Raw genomic sequence first — 16,006 nt, 5'->3', positions numbered from 1 at the left:
CTTCCTGCACTCTGAAGTCTATAGGGTATGAATACCCGTCATCTTGCAAATTGCAGATGTGTTGGCTTGCACGCTTAATTATCTGTTAGGGGATAGAGATAGGCTTGCGCACTATCCCCTGATGGTTAAGCGGGTATCTTGAGCCGGCCCATATGATGAGCATCAACAAACTGACCGTCGCGGAAAGCAAAACGTGGACTGGTACCTTCAATTTCAAACCCAAACTTATGATAAAGCGCGATAGCTGCTGCATTATCGATAAATACAGTTAGCTCAATACGTTGTATATTCAGCCAGTTATCACATAAATCTATCATGGCAGCCATCAATGCACTGCCGACACCTTTCCCACAAAAATTCGCGTCAACAGCAATACCAAAGGTAGCGACATGACGGCGGCGTGCCCGTTGATTCGCATCAACAGTAAGTTGCCCGACAATTGTTCCATCAATGCATGCCACCAGATTATGAACTCCTGCCGGAAAATCTTTAATCCTTTTAGCCCACATCTCTTGTGAAGGTAGGGGTAGTTGTAACGTGTCGCGATAAACCTGTGGATGAGAAAATAGCTGCTGCAAGGCTTGGTAGTCGGTGGATTCCACGTGGCGTATCTGCACATTCTTCATAAGCATACCCTTACTCTTAGCGTTTGAATAACCTGATAAAAAGTCCGTTTATTGACTCGATTCAATAATATTGCAATTGGCTAAAAAAAACACTTTACAAGTGAGAGTGATAATGATTATCATTGTCGTGCTTTCAGATGAGACCACCAAAGTTTAGGTGTTCGCATTACGAAGGCACGACATTGCTCACATTGCTTCCAGTGTTTACTTAGCCAGCCGGGTGCTGGCTTTTTTTTAGCTGTTTTTAGCTATTTTCTCTGTGAATCATGAGTCTGCAAACTACCATACCCAACTTACCTCGACGTTTCCTCTCTCTAATGACTCCAAATTCAAATCATTTGTATTTCAGCTGACTAATCAGTCGAATTTTTTGAACAGAGGAGTGAGTATTTTGCGCTTTCATATTCTCCAGCGACATCTAGACTAAAGAAAACGTTGAGGAGAACTGAACATGATTTTTTTACGCAAAGCAGAAGAACGCGGCCATGCTAATCACGGTTGGCTGGATAGCTGGCATACCTTCTCATTCGCCGATTATTACGATCCAGAGTTTATGGGTTTTTCAGCGCTGAGGGTGATTAACGAAGATGTTATCGACGCAGGTCAGGGATTTGGCACCCATCCACATAAAGACATGGAAATCCTGACTTATGTACTGTCCGGTACTGTAGAGCATCAAGACAGTATGGGTAACAAAGAGCAGATTCATGCTGGTGAGTTCCAGATTATGAGTGCCGGTACCGGTATCCGCCATTCAGAATATAATGGGCGGGATGATCAACTACTGCACCTATACCAAATTTGGATTATTCCAAATGAAACAGGTTTAGCGCCGCGTTATGAGCAGCAGATGTTCGACATCCCACAAGGGCGGCAGCTCGTGCTGTCACCGGATGCCCGTGATGGTTCGCTGAAAGTGTTCCAAGACATGACATTGTGGCGTTGGGCATTGAAGCGCGAAGAGCAGTCGATTTACCAGATTCAGGCAGAGCGCCGCATTTGGATACAGGTGGTGCGCGGTAAAGTGTCTATCAATGGTCACCATGCTGGTGCCAGCGATGCATTCGCTATCTGGGATGAAACAGCGCTGTCTATTCATGCAGATGAAGATAGTGAGATCTTGTTGTTTGATCTGCCACCGGTATAAGTTTTCTGCCTAATTAATAAAGGGTATGCGCATCGCGTTATACCCTTTTTAATCGACGCGACAGCGTTATTCTCGGCTCTTGTTACTCGTTTTCTGCCTAACTGTAACGCCAATTACTTTGGGTATATCCCCTTATTCTTTGCTAGAATGACATCCCGTTTACTCTGCCTCAGTTCATTGATAATGAAGAAAAAAAGGCCAGTGCTACAAGATGTCGCTGATATGGTGGGGGTCACTAAAATGACCGTCAGCCGCTATTTGCGTAATCCAGAACAAGTTTCCGCACTCTTGCAGGAAAAAATCGCGCTGGCACTAGATGAACTAGGCTATATCCCCAACCGCGCCCCCGATATCCTTTCAAATGCAACCAGTCATGCCATTGGTGTATTGCTGCCATCATTAACTAATCAGGTTTTTGCCGAGGTTTTGCGCGGTATTGAGAGTGTGACGGATGCGCATGGTTACCAAACCATGTTGGCACATTATGGCTATCAGAAAGAGCGTGAGGAGCAGCGATTGACCTCGCTACTCTCCTACAATATTGATGGCCTGATTCTCTCTGAGCGCCATCATACTGCCCGCACATTGAAAATGATTGAGGTCGCGGGCATTCCTGTTATTGAGCTGATGGATTGTTCTTCGCCGTGTATTGATTTGGCTGTGGGGTTTAATAACTTTGAAGCCGCGCGGCAGATGACGCAGCAAATTATCGCCAAAGGCCATCAGTACGTGGTCTATTTTGGCGCGCGTCAGGATGAGCGGACGGTGATTAAGCAGCAAGGTTATGAGCAGGCGATGCGTGAGTCAGGTTTGGTGCCGATGAGTGTCATGACCAGCCGATCTTCATCCTATTCTGCAGGGGCTGAGCTATTGATTGAGGCACAGTCGAGTTATCCGCAGATTGACAGTATTTTCTGTACCAATGATGACTTGGCAATAGGTGCGGTATTTGAGTGCCAGCGTCAGGGCCTATCTATCCCTCGTGATATGGCGATAGCCGGTTTTCATGGTCATGATATTGGGCAGTCGATGGTGCCGAAGCTCGCCAGTGTGCTGACTCCACGCGAAAGAATGGGGCAAATCGGTGCCGAGCGTTTATTGGCACGGCTGCGCGGAGAGGTGGTCACACCCAAGATGGTTGACGTAGGTTTCACCATCCTCCCCGGCGGCAGTATTTAACGCACTATTTTCTGAACTATTATTGCCTAGATCACCATCGACAACAGCAGGCAACCGACCAGGCCGCAGACTGAAATAATAGTTTCCAGCACCGACCACGATTTAAAGGTTTCGACGATGGTCAGGTTGAAGTACTCCTTGAATAGCCAGAAACCCGGATCGTTTACGTGAGAGAAAATCACGCTGCCGGAACCGACGGCAATCACCATCAGCTCAGGACTGGCACCGGTGGTGGCGATTAAAGGTGCCACGATACCGCCTGCGGTAATCGCCGCAACTGTTGCCGAACCCAGCGCGATACGCAGAACCGCCGCAATGGTCCATGCCATCAAAATTGGTGATAAGCCGCTGCTATTCATCATGCCAGCAATGTAATGGTCAACGCCGCTGTCGACTAAAACCTGCTTGAAAGCTCCGCCCCCGCCAATCACCAGCAACATCATCGCGATGATTTTAATGGAGTCGCTGACGGTATCCATCACCGACTCCATTGAGCGGCCACGGTTTAAACCAAAGGTGAAAATTGCGATCAGCACAGCAATCAGTGTGGCGATGACTGGGTCACCAAAGAACTCAGCATAAGAGAGAATCGGGTGGCCTTTTGGCAAAATCATCTCTGCCACTGCCCGCAGCGCCATTAAAATGACCGGAACCAGCGCCGTACTGACACTGACACCAAAGCTCGGCATCTCTTCGTCGGTGAAGGTTTTCGGGTTATACAGCCCTTCAGGAACCGGCTTATCGATCCCTTTCAGGAAACGAGCAAATACTGGGCCGGCCAGAATCACCGTTGGGATTGCCAGTAATGTCCCGTACAGCAGGGTCTTACCCATATCTGCGTGGAAAATGGTGGCAATGGCGGTTGGGCCTGGATGTGGTGGTAGGAAACCGTGAGTCACCGACAGCGCGGCGGCCATTGGTACGCCCACATAAAGTAGCGGAATACGTGCTGAGGCAGCGATACTGAATACTAATGGTAGTAACAACACAAAGCCGACTTCATAGAACAGGGCAAAACCCACGGTGAAGCCGGTCAGTACCACGGCCCACTGAATATGTTTTTTACCGAATTTATCAATCAGGGTGGTGGCAATTCGTTGAGCGCCGCCGCAGTCGGCCAGTAATTTACCGAGCATGGCACCGAAGCCCATGATCAGCGCCAGACTGCCCAGTGTTCCGCCCACCCCAGCTTTGATTGAACTGACGACTTTATCGACGGGCATTCCTTGCATGACACCCACCGCCAGCGCGACCAGTATCAGGGAGATAAATCCGTTGAGCTTGAAACGGATCATCAGTAACAGCAGCATGGCAACGCCAACCGCAACAATGACTAATGGCATGGTGTTTCTCCACTTACGTTAAGTATATATCTGTTTTAGTTATCTTTTTTAGCCATCTTCACCGGTGGTAGGGGAAGGAAGGTGACCCTTGTTTTATTATTTACACCCAGCCTTTCGGTCTGTGCGATTGTGCGATTGAGTTCAATAACGATGTTCTATCCTATGTGATAAAAGTCACATCTCCATTTGTTACCGGTATCATGATACCGGTAACATGGTAAAATACGGAACCATAGAGCGCGGTAAAATTCCTATTCTGAGATAGAGATCAAAATTATGGCAGGACATAGCATTATCGTGATGGGTGTATCGGGCAGCGGTAAAACCACGGTGGGAGAAGCTGTGGCCCGCCAAATTAATGCCAAATTTATTGATGGCGACGATCTGCATCCTCGCGCCAATATTCAGAAAATGGGCAGTGGGCATCCTCTCAATGATGAGGACCGTATGCCGTGGCTGGAGCGTCTGAGTGATGCGGCCTACAGCCTGAATCATAAAAATGAAACTGGCATTATTGTCTGCTCAGCACTGAAACGCCGCTATCGCGACCGCCTGCGGGAAGGTAATCAGGGCATGGTCTTTGTATATCTGAAAGGCAGTTTTGACGTCATCATGGCGCGACTCAAAGCCCGGTCCGGCCATTTTATGCCGACCGACCTACTGAAAAGTCAGTTTGAAGCACTAGAAGAACCCGGTGCAGATGAGCCGGATGTGATTTGCGTGGATATTGATGCGGATATTGATGAAGTGGTGCGACGCTGTGTGTCAGCATTGGAAGGGCAGGGTTGAACCGCTTTCTTATCGCTAAATGCTGAAAATCCAAAGCGGGCAGCGCGCCCCGCTTTGGTCATCACATCTGTGGGTAGAGCTTATTTACTCAGGTAGGCTCGCACGCCATCCAAAAACATCTGCGTCGATAGCATCACCAAGATCAACCCCATCAGCCGCTCCAGCGCACTGACTCCTTTACTACCGAGCAAACGCAGGAACAGATTCGACATCAATAAAATCGCAGCGGACAGACCCCATGCAATCATCAGTGCCAGAACTAAGTGGCTGATTTGATTTGGATATTGATGCGATAACAGCATCAGTGTCGCCAAAATGGACGGACCGGCAACCAAGGGAATCGCCAGTGGTACCAAAAAGGGTTCCTCCCCAGCCGATAGCCCGGTGACGCTGCTTTCGGGTGAAGGGAAAATCATCTTAATGGCGATTAAAAACAAAATGATACCGCCAGATATCGACACGGTTTCTGTTCGCAGATTCAGGAACGCCAAAATCTTCTCACCAGCGAACAGGAAAATCAGCATCAATACGAGTGCGATCAGCAATTCGCGGATCAATACCACTCGCCGCCGTTTCGGCTCCAGATGCTTGAGCACCGACATAAAAATCGGCAAGTTTCCTAGCGGATCCATAATCAAAAACAGCAACACAGTTGCTGCAATCATCTCTGTCATTATTACCTCAAAATAATCAAAACGACTGGCGTTTCCAGCCAGTCAAAGTCACATATTAGGAAGATTGCTTTGAATCATTCTGGTATCGAATAATTTAACTTGCCACTTTGTCCATATTTTGTAAGGTGGTATGACGTCTATCTTAGTCAGTCTGCCATACCCTACTACAACGTGTAGATGACAAGACAGCCATTCCATTAATCAGTGTCACCCTCCAAGGCAGGACAGTAAACATGAAAAACGTTGGTTTTATCGGCTGGCGCGGTATGGTCGGCTCAGTCCTCATGCAACGCATGATTGAAGAACGCGACTTTGACGGCATTCGCCCAGTCTTTTTCTCTACCTCGCAACACGGTCAGGCTGCACCGACATTCACCGGTCAGCAAGGCACGTTGCAGGATGCTTTTGATATTGATGCATTGAGTGCATTGGATATTATTATCACCTGTCAAGGGGGGGATTATACCAACGAAGTTTATCCAAAGCTGCGTAAAGCGGGCTGGCAGGGTTATTGGATTGATGCGGCTTCTTCACTGCGCATGCAAGATGACGCGATTATCATTCTCGACCCAGTTAACCACGATGTCATTAAGCAGGGTTTGGATAAAGGCATCAAGACCTTTGCTGGTGGTAACTGTACTGTCAGCCTGATGCTGATGTCTCTGGGGGGGCTGTTTGCGAATAATTTGGTTGAGTGGGCATCTGTTGCGACTTACCAAGCGGCATCCGGCGGCGGCGCGCGTCATATGCGCGAGTTGCTGACGCAAATGGGTATGTTGCATGCTGGTGTGGCAAAAGAGTTGCAGGACCCTGCATCAGCCATTTTGGATATTGAACGTAAAGTGACTGCCGCCACCCGCAGCGGCACTTTGCCGACGGATAACTTTGGCGTACCGCTGGCTGGCAGCTTGATTCCTTGGATCGACAAAGCGCTGGATAACGGCCAGAGTCGCGAAGAGTGGAAAGGTCAGGCCGAGACGAACAAAATTCTGAATACCGGTAGCGTGATTCCAGTTGATGGTCTGTGTGTCCGCATCGGCGCACTGCGCTGTCATAGCCAGGCATTCACTCTGAAACTGAAAAAAGACGTGCCGTTGCCGGAAATCGAGCAATTGCTGGCGACGCACAATGACTGGGTTCGTGTTATTCCGAACGATCGCGAGCTGAGTATGCGTGAACTGACCCCTGCGGCCGTCACTGGCACACTGAATACCCCTGTTGGCCGCCTGCGTAAACTGAACATGGGGCCGGAATATCTCTCCGCCTTTACCGTCGGCGACCAGTTGCTATGGGGCGCGGCAGAACCACTGCGCCGTATGCTGCGGATTCTGCTGTAATCAACTATTCAGAGTTATCGAATAGCAAGAGATAATAATAGAGCCCTGATCTCATGGTCAGGGCTTTTTAATTTATGATATATATGCAGGTTTGGTGTTCTTATTTTTATGGTGAATGCATAATTAAATAACCCTTCGCTTTATAATTAAGTTATTAATACTAATAATATGCTCATTTATTTTATTCATGCTATTTTTATGAGAGGGTAAAAATAAATAAAATTATGACTTGGATGAAAAATAAATTAGCGGTAACGTAATGGCTGGTTCGGAATATTCTAATGTTGTTGAGTTGAGTTCTCATTTGATAAAGTTAGCTACATCACCGTGCGCTATTCACTTTATGAATGTTATAAGGCGCATTAAATACAATATTATCTATTGTATCTGATCTTGTGTAGGGCGTATGAATGGTTATAAGCTTTTAATTATTGTTTTTAATATCCTTATCAAACTGTCATGTTATGTATTTTTTTTCGTTGCAATGATGTATTTGTCCGACGTTGTATTAGATTGGAGAGTCCCAGTCCTTGGAACTAAGCTCTATGTTTCTTTATTTTTCTCCGTTATTTGTACGTTTGTTCCTTTTTTTGACTTTATGGGTAAGTATATAAAACCCATACTTAAATAAGCAATGATGGGTGTGACAACGTAAGTTACTTTCAATAAAAGGAATTATCATATGAAAAAACTATCTATATTTGAAACTAAAAAAGTCAGTGGTGGGGATTCAGGACGAGAATTAGCTCAGGCCGCTGGTTCAGTCGCAGGAGGAGCAATAGGGGGGCGCTTAGGTGGCTCAGCAGGTATGACCGGAGGGGCCGCACTTGGTGGTGTAGTAGGAGGAAGAGCTTATGATGCAGCATCTAACGCCATTAACTCATCGCCACAAATTACTATTCCCGCGATGAGTTACGATCCTGCAACACTGGGAAGACCCGCTTATCTTAGTGGTCCTGACAGTTATTATATTTGTAGAATGACAGGAAAATTAAATTGTGGTTAATTCATTGGATCTAAAATAAAAAATCAAAAAGTACGCTATGTTTATTTTGTGCTATTGGCATTGGATGTGGTGTGCTTTTATTAATGGTTTAGATGACTATTAATAAAAATAACAGGATAGTATATGTTCAGGCAGGAAGTCTTTGATTATCAGAAGACAAAATGGACAGGAAAGGCATTGCTTATATCTGGTGTTCCCCCTTGGGTGGTCGCAACGGTATCATTGACAATTATTATTGTTTTTATAAGTGCTATCATGTTTGGTAATTACACTCGAAGAATAAATGTTTCTGGTGAAGTGACAACCCTCCCACGATCAATCAATATTTTTGCTTCTCAGCAAGGGTATATTACTAAAACCTTGGTTAAGGTGGGTGATGACGTCGTAAAAGGACAAGCTATTTACCAAATAGATATCGGTAAAGTGACTGACTCTGGCAGAGTCAGTCAAAATAACCAGCAAGCTATTGAACGTCAATTAACACAGGTTGATAGTATTATTAAAAAACTACAAAGCAATAAAACGGCCACTCTCAGTAATATTCAGGATAAAAAGAAAAAGTATGAAGCTGCTTATAAACAATCGTCTCAATTGGTAAAAGATAGCCAAGAAAATGTTGAGTCCATGCGCAAGATAGCAGAGAGCTATAGTGAATATCAGCGCCAAGGCCTTATCACTAAAGAACAGGTCAATAATCAAACCTATTCATATTATCAGCAACAAAGTGCTTTTCAGGGGTTGTATAACCAAAATATGCAAGAAGCACTACAAATTACCAATCTGGACAGTGAAATTATTACCCGTTCGGCTGACTTCGATAATCAGATTTCAAAGTATCAATTACAGTATGGGGATCTACAACGGCAGTTAGCTGAAACTGTTGCTACAGGGGTATTGGTCATTAATGCGCCAGCCACTGGACGTATAGAATCTCTCAGTGTGACAACTGGGCAAATGGTCAATATGGGGGATAGTCTGGCACAGTTGGTTCCGGGTACTGACGCCACATATTACTTGGTACTTTGGCTGCCGAATCATGCACTCCCCTATGTCACTACGGGCGATCGTGTCAATGTTCGTTACGATGCCTTCCCATTTGAAAAGTTTGGTCAATTTTCCGGTCGCATTGATACGCTCTCCACCGTACCAGCCTCTATCCAGGAGATGGAGAGTTACAATAACGCTCCGCTTCGCCACCCCGAGATGGACACAGAGTCTTATTATAAGGCTTTGATAGAGTTGGATAAGGTTCAATTCAGCCATAAAGGCAAAACACGTCATCTGGCTGGTGGTATGAAAGCACAATCCACCCTTTTTCTCGAAAAACGTCCTCTCTATCAATGGATGTTTTCACCTTTCTATGACATGAAAAAAAGTCTGATGGGGCCTGTTCATGAATAGCGGTCTCTTTTCCTCGTTGATTGGTAAGTTGAATCTGGCATGGAGAAAAAAGGTTCCACAGATTTTACAAACTGAATCATCCGAATGCGGTGTGGCAAGCTTAGCCATGGTATTTCACTATTTTGGCTTAAATATCGATCTATTTTACTTGCGGCAGCAGTTTGGTACTTCAGCACGTGGTGCAACGCTTAATACGCTGATGGATATTGCCAGTTCACTCAATTTTAAAAGTCGTGCTTTATCGCTTGATATCGATGAACTTTCAGCACTTAAAACTCCCTGTATCCTGCATTGGGATCTCAACCATTTTGTGGTGCTGGTGGCTGTTCGGCGAAATGGTATTGTTATTCATGATCCTGCCTTGGGGCGCAGAGTTATTGGTGTGCACGAGTTATCTCAGCATTTTACGGGTATTGCGTTGGAGCTATGGCCTGATAGCAATTTTACGCCAGTGACTCAACAAAACCGGTTACAACTGCGCCGTTTACTCTCTAATATCAGTGGATTAAAGGGGGCATTAGCCAAAATATTTTGTCTCTCACTGGTTATTGAAGCCGTTAGCTTGTTAATGCCTGTAGGTACACAACTGGTTTTGGATCATGTGATTCAAGCCAGCGATCATCACTTACTGGCTCTCATTTGTACTGGTCTACTGTTTTTTATTGTGTTCCGAACGGCTGTAGCGATGTTGCGTTCGTGGACCACAATTGTGATGGATTCACTGATAGATGTGCAGTGGAAGGCGGGTATGTTCGACCACCTTATGAGGCTCCCGCTGGCCTATTTTGAAAAACGTAAATTAGGTGATATCCAGTCGCGTTTTGGCTCTCTGGATACCATCCGCACGACTTTTACGACCAGCATTGTTAACAGCATTATCGACTGCATTATGTCTGTCGGTGTACTCGTCATGATGCTGTTATATGGTGGCTGGTTGGTCTGGGTGGTCGTGGGATTCACTGCTATTTATATTGGTATGCGCCTGATGACTTATAACTACTATCGGCAGGCTTCTGAAGCGTTACTGGTTAAGGAGGCGAAGGCAAGTTCGCACTTTATGGAAACGCTATATGGGATCGGTACACTGAAAGCGCTGGGAGTGTTAAAGACTCGCTCTCAATTCTGGTTGAACCTGAATATTGATACTACAAATGCAGGTATTCGTATTACGCGACTGGACATGCTATTTGGTGGTGTGAATGCCTTTATCGCGGCCTGTGATCAGGTCATCATTCTGTGGCTAGGGGCATCACTGGTTATCGATAATCAGATGACGTTGGGGATGTTTGTCGCTTTCAATGCCTATCGTGGCCAGTTCTCTGAGCGTGCAAGCAGTTTGATTGGTATGGTACTGCAACTGCGGATGCTCAGTCTGCACAATGAGAGAGTCGCGGACATTGTTCTGTCGGAACCGGAAAAAGAGAGTCCATCGCGCCAGCTGTTTCCCCCCAATACTGCGGTAACTTTTACAGCCCGTGATTTGATGTATCAATATGACGGTCTCTCTAAGCCAATCATTAATCAGATGAATTTTGAGATTAAGTCCGGTGAAAACGTGGCTATTGTCGGGCCATCTGGCGTGGGAAAAACCACGTTAATGAGATTGATGAGTGGGCTGTTGGAGCCGAGTGCTGGGAGTTTGTTGGTTAATGGGCTTGATATTCACACCATCGGTATTAATAACTACCGCCAATGTATCGCCTGTGTTTTGCAGGATGACAAACTGTTCGCCGGTTCTATCGCCGAGAATATTGCCAGTTTTGATGCTTCTTTAGATCGGGATTTGATTATTCACTGTGCCCGTCAATGCAATATTCATGACGATATTATTCAGATGCCCATGGGGTATGAAACGCTACTGGGCGAGTTGGGTGGCAGCTTATCCGGCGGACAAAAGCAGCGCTTATTGATTGCTCGGGCCTTATATCGCCGCCCCAGCATTCTTTTTATGGATGAGGCGACCAGTCATTTGGATTTGAAAAATGAAGCCTATATTAATGCCAGCATTGCTGCATTAGAAATAACCCGAGTGATCATTGCTCATCGTCCATCAACAATTGCTTCAGCTGATCGTGTTATTACATTGGCTTGAGTGGGTCATTTACTCACTCGCCGTGATAAAGGGTAATTTAATAATAATGCGAGTGAATTTCTCCACCTCGCTGATGACGGTGACACCATACTCCTTGCCATAGCGGACTTTAATTCGTCGATCGACCAGATTCATCCCCAAGCCATCGCCATTAGGGCGCGGTTGATACAATCCGGCATTATCTTCCACCGCCAATATAAGTACGCTGTCATCCAGCTTGCCGTGCAAGATAATTCGCCCATGGCTGAACATCTGTGATGTCCCGTGCTTAATAGCGTTTTCGACCACCGGTTGTAGGGAGAATGCGGGTAATCGGGCCTCCATCAGTTCATCTGGCAATGATATTTCGACACTCAGGCGATCAGCAAAACGCGCCTTTTCTATCTCCAGATACGCCTTCACATGTTCTATTTCATCGCTTAGCGTCACCACATCGTGGCTACGTTTAAGATTCTTGCGGAAGAATGTCGAGAGTGAGAGCACCAGCTTGCGGGCATGATCTGGATTACGGCGGATCACCACCGATAACGTATTGAGCGCATTAAACAGAAAATGAGGGTTGACCTGTGCGTGGAGCAATTTTATTTCGGATTGTGCTAGCAGTTGTTTCTGTTGTTCAAATTCACCGGCCAGGATCTGCGCCGATAACAGGTGCGCAATACCTTCGCCCAGTGTGCGGTTGATACTGGAGAACAATTTACTTTTCGGCTCATACAGTTTGATACTGCCAATCACCCGATGCTCTTCGCCCCGTAAGGGAATGACCAGTGTGGAACCCAGTTTGCAGGTGGGGGAAATGGAGCAAGTATAGGGCACAGCATTACCATCGGCATAGACCACCTGATTCAGCTCAATCGCCCGGTGGGTATGGTCTGAGGTAATGGCGCTCCCCACCCGATGATGGTCAGAACCGGTGCCGATAAAAGCCAGTAGTTTCTCGCGGTCAGTGATGGCGACTGCGCCAACACCCAGCTCCTCATACAATATGCGCGCCACCCGCATGCTGTTCTGCTGGTCAAAACCATGGCGTAGCAACCCCTCCGCCCGCGCGGCAATTTGCAAGGCTTTGGCCGAGAATGCCGTGGTGTATTTTTCGAAAATAGCCCGTCGATCCAATAAGATGCGCATAAACATAGCAGCACCAATGGTATTAGTGATCATCATCGGTAGGGCAATGTTCTCAACCAGTTCGACGGCCTCATTGAATGGGCGTGCCACCGCCAGAATAATCAGCATTTGCAGGACTTCAGCCAGCAGGGTCACCCCGGCCACCACCAGCGGTTGGAACAGCAGATCGAGGCGATTCTTACGGATTAGATAGCTGTGGAGAAAGCCCCCCAATAGCCCTTCGGCGACAGTAGATAACATACAGGCGCTGGCAGTCATCCCGCCCATGGAGTAGCGGTGTAACCCGCCAGTCAGCCCTACCAGAAACCCAACCGACGGCCCTCCCAGCACACCGCCCAATACGGCCCCAATGGCACGGGTATTGGCGATCGAGTCCTCAATATGCAAGCCAAAATAGGTACCCATGATGCAAAACATGGAGAAGGTGAGATAGCACACCAGCTTATGAGGCAACCGAATTGTCACCTGCATTAAAGGGATAAACAGGGGCGTTTTACTTAACAGATAGGCAATAACCAGATACACACACATCTGTTGCAGAAGGGAAAAAATCAGTTCGACCTGGCTGACGCCCATGTAGATGACCACAATTTTGTCTGGGAGGGGTTATTTTGGGCGCGATTATACCCATATTTTGGCGCGGAAAATTTTAACTGCCGCCCCTTTTAAGTAAAAAAGGCGTTATCTCGCCAAACCTCAGTCCAGCTCCCTATTTCTACTCTTTCTTAAGGTGAATGCTGACCCTCACTATTTTCACGTCATGACTTAGGATTTTTATGTCACTGGCCCACATCTTACGCAGTGCAAACGTCGTTTTTATGCCCAATTTACGTGAGAAAAAATTTCATTAAGCGTAAGCCAATTTTTTTAGCGTCCTTTGACTATGCTTATATACCCATCATCTTTCAAACTGCAGGTTTATTGGCCGCGCATTAGCGTTAGAAAAAACGTATTTGAGCATTAAATCAACTTATTGGTTGATCATTGACCTTAGTCACGCTTTAAACATTAAATGGATTGCATGATGAAAAGGTCATTTTCGAATGAAATTGTTCGGAATTTGTCCAATAATCATGTCATTAATCATAGGAAGAATGCCATGCCAGTACTTCCCGATCGTCAGGTGATTAATCAAATTATTTCCGGCCACTATGCCGATCCTTTTTCCATATTGGGAATGCATCAAACTGCACAGGGGTTACAGATCTGCGCACTGTTACCAGATGCTAAAGAAGTCTGGTTGGTTGAAACGGAAACGGGGCGCAACCTTGTTCAGCTAACCCGTGAAGACCCACGTGGTTTTTTTATTGCTAAACTTCCTCGCCGTAAAAGTCCATTTCGTTATCAACTCGCTGTGACCTGGCAAGAAAGCGCACAAATCATCGAAGATCCCTACCGTTTCGGTACATTATTGCAGGACATCGATAGCTGGCTCTTAGCTGAGGGCACCCATTTACGCCCTTATGAGCGGCTGGGCGCGCATTTGATGAGTCTCGATGGTGTTGCTGGTGTCAGCTTTGCGGTTTGGGCTCCCAATGCCAAACGGGTCTCGGTGGTGGGTGAGTTTAACTTTTGGGATGGTCGCCGCCATCCAATGCGGTTACGCCGCGAAAATGGCATTTGGGAGCTATTCCTGCCCGGTGTAGAGATTGGACAGTTGTATAAATTTGAGATCATTGACAGTAATGATCAAATGCGGCTGAAAGCGGACCCTTATGCGTTTAAAGCACAGATGCGGCCAGAAACCGCATCGATCATCAGCCCACTACCTGAGGTGGTGCCCAACACCGCCAGACGGCAAAAAGCCAATGATTTGCGCTCACCGGTTTCTATCTATGAAGTGCATCTTGGCTCATGGCGTCGCCATACTGATAATAACTTTTGGCTCAGTTATGGCGAATTAGCCGATCAACTGGTCGAATACGTCAAATATATGGGGTTTACCCATGTCGAGCTGTTGCCGATAAATGAGCACCCCTTTGATGGTAGTTGGGGTTATCAGCCATTGGGATTGTATGCCCCTACCCGCCGCTTTGGTACGCCACAGGATTTCAAAGATTTCGTCGCCAAATTCCATGAGGCGGGGATTAACGTCATTCTGGATTGGGTGCCCGGCCACTTCCCTAGTGACGAACACGGCTTAGCTCAGTTTGATGGTACTTCGCTGTATGAATATGCCGATCCGCGTGAAGGCTATCATCAGGATTGGAATACCCTGATCTATAACTATGGCCGCAATGAAGTACGTAACTATCTGGCGGGGAATGCGTTTTACTGGATGGAGCGTTTTGGTATTGATGCACTGCGTATCGATGCCGTGGCTTCGATGATTTATCGCGATTATAGCCGGGCCGAAGGGCAGTGGGTGCCTAACTATTACGGCGGGCGGGAGAATTTGGAGGCGATTGCTTTCCTGCGTTACACCAATCACACCATTGGTGTTGAGCGTCCCGGTGGCGTGACTATGGCTGAAGAGTCGACGGACTTCCCTGGGGTCACATTGCCGCCGGATGCCGGTGGATTAGGTTTCAACTACAAATGGAATATGGGCTGGATGCACGATACGCTCAATTACATGCAGTGTGATCCGGTTCACCGCAAATACCACCATAATTTGATGACTTTCGGGATGTTGTACGCCTATACCGAGAATTTCATCTTGCCTATTTCTCATGATGAAGTGGTTCACGGCAAGCGTTCCATGCTGGATCGTATGCCGGGGGATGCATGGCAGAAATTTGCTAACCTGCGCGCCTATTACGCCTTTATGTGGGCGCATCCCGGCAAAAAACTGCTGTTTATGGGCTGCGAGTTTGCGCAGGGGCGCGAGTGGAATTTTGATACCAGTCTGGACTGGCATCTGCTGGATGATGAAAACGGCTGGCATGCAGGTGTGCAACGCTTGGTTCGTGATCTTAACCATTGCTATCAGCAGCATGCACCACTCTATGAGCTAGATTACCAACCCGCCGGTTTTGAATGGCTGGTGGTGGATGACCACGAAAACTCGGTGTTTGCCTTCTTGCGCCGCGACGTGAACGGCGGTGAATTGATCGCTATCAGTAATTTCACCCCCGTCCCGCGCTATAACTACCGTGTGGGCATTCCGCAGGGCGGCCACTACCGTGAAGTGCTGAATTCTGACTCTGGATTTTACCGTGGCAGCAATATGGGTAATCAGGGTGGGATTCATAGCCATAATGTGAGTAGCCATAATCATGCGCATTCATTGCTGTTAACCCTGCCACCACTATCGACGATTTATCTGTTGCGGGAGGGGTAGG

General features: G+C 46.9%; 12 protein-coding genes. 8 read left to right on the top strand and 4 right to left on the bottom strand.

The window, feature by feature from the left end:
- Positions 1 to 125 precede the first annotated feature (125 nt).
- A complete protein-coding gene (locus tag ACZ76_RS08295) occupies positions 126 to 626 on the bottom strand; it encodes a GNAT family N-acetyltransferase (RefSeq protein ID WP_048618397.1) in 501 nt (166 codons plus the stop codon).
- Positions 627 to 1,077: 451 nt separating this feature from the next.
- On the opposite strand from ACZ76_RS08295, the gene ACZ76_RS08290 reads away from it, so the two are divergent.
- Positions 1,078 to 1,773 carry a pirin family protein gene (locus tag ACZ76_RS08290; protein WP_048618395.1) on the top strand — a complete coding sequence of 232 codons (696 nt, stop codon included), beginning with the start codon at positions 1,078 to 1,080 and terminating at the stop codon, positions 1,771 to 1,773.
- A 183-nt stretch (positions 1,774 to 1,956) separates the two neighbouring features.
- A complete protein-coding gene (gntR, locus tag ACZ76_RS08285) occupies positions 1,957 to 2,952 on the top strand; it encodes a gluconate operon transcriptional repressor GntR (protein WP_048618393.1) in 996 nt (331 codons plus the stop codon).
- Between the two features lie 26 nt (positions 2,953 to 2,978).
- Here gntR and gntT read toward each other — a convergent pair whose 3' ends face one another.
- Entirely contained in the window at positions 2,979 to 4,295 is a 1,317-nt protein-coding gene (gntT, locus tag ACZ76_RS08280) for a gluconate transporter (RefSeq protein ID WP_048618391.1), read from the bottom strand.
- Positions 4,296 to 4,571: 276 nt separating this feature from the next.
- On the opposite strand from gntT, the gene ACZ76_RS08275 reads away from it, so the two are divergent.
- The gene (locus ACZ76_RS08275; RefSeq protein WP_048618389.1) at positions 4,572 to 5,084 is read left to right on the top strand and encodes a gluconokinase; all 513 of its coding nucleotides are present in this window, start codon (positions 4,572 to 4,574) and stop codon (positions 5,082 to 5,084) included.
- Positions 5,085 to 5,164: 80 nt separating this feature from the next.
- On the opposite strand, the gene ACZ76_RS08270 is transcribed toward ACZ76_RS08275, so the two are convergent.
- The gene (locus tag ACZ76_RS08270; RefSeq protein WP_048618387.1) at positions 5,165 to 5,758 is read right to left on the bottom strand and encodes a YhgN family NAAT transporter; all 594 of its coding nucleotides are present in this window, start codon (positions 5,756 to 5,758) and stop codon (positions 5,165 to 5,167) included.
- A gap of 233 nt (positions 5,759 to 5,991) precedes the next feature.
- Between ACZ76_RS08270 and asd the strand changes: the two genes are divergently transcribed.
- The 4 genes from asd to ACZ76_RS08250 all read left to right on the top strand — a co-directional run bounded on the left by asd (position 5,992) and on the right by ACZ76_RS08250 (position 11,594).
- Positions 5,992 to 7,095, top strand: coding sequence for an aspartate-semialdehyde dehydrogenase (gene asd, locus ACZ76_RS08265; protein WP_048618386.1), 1,104 nt, complete (start codon positions 5,992 to 5,994; stop codon positions 7,093 to 7,095).
- A 682-nt stretch (positions 7,096 to 7,777) separates the two neighbouring features.
- Positions 7,778 to 8,101, top strand: a complete 324-nt coding sequence (locus ACZ76_RS08260; protein ID WP_048618384.1) for a hypothetical protein — start codon at positions 7,778 to 7,780, stop codon at positions 8,099 to 8,101.
- Between the two features lie 123 nt (positions 8,102 to 8,224).
- Positions 8,225 to 9,502 carry an HlyD family secretion protein gene (locus ACZ76_RS08255; RefSeq protein WP_048618381.1) on the top strand — a complete coding sequence of 426 codons (1,278 nt, stop codon included), beginning with the start codon at positions 8,225 to 8,227 and terminating at the stop codon, positions 9,500 to 9,502.
- Positions 9,495 to 11,594, top strand: a complete 2,100-nt coding sequence (locus ACZ76_RS08250; protein WP_048618380.1) for a peptidase domain-containing ABC transporter — start codon at positions 9,495 to 9,497, stop codon at positions 11,592 to 11,594. The genes ACZ76_RS08255 and ACZ76_RS08250 overlap by 8 nt, the downstream gene beginning before the upstream one ends.
- Positions 11,595 to 11,603: 9 nt before the next feature.
- Here the strand turns inward: ACZ76_RS08250 and ACZ76_RS08245 are convergent, their stop codons facing one another.
- Complete coding sequence (locus ACZ76_RS08245; protein ID WP_048618378.1) at positions 11,604 to 13,298, bottom strand: sensor histidine kinase; 1,695 nt, start codon at positions 13,296 to 13,298, stop codon at positions 11,604 to 11,606.
- A 523-nt stretch (positions 13,299 to 13,821) separates the two neighbouring features.
- On the opposite strand from ACZ76_RS08245, the gene glgB reads away from it, so the two are divergent.
- Positions 13,822 to 16,005, top strand: coding sequence for a 1,4-alpha-glucan branching protein GlgB (gene glgB / locus ACZ76_RS08240; protein ID WP_048618376.1), 2,184 nt, complete (start codon positions 13,822 to 13,824; stop codon positions 16,003 to 16,005).
- Position 16,006: the final 1 nt, after the last annotated feature.

It is taken from the genome of Yersinia aleksiciae, assembly GCF_001047675.1.
Taxonomy (GTDB): domain Bacteria; phylum Pseudomonadota; class Gammaproteobacteria; order Enterobacterales; family Enterobacteriaceae; genus Yersinia; species Yersinia aleksiciae.
This window is presented reverse-complemented; position numbering and strand designations above follow the sequence as displayed.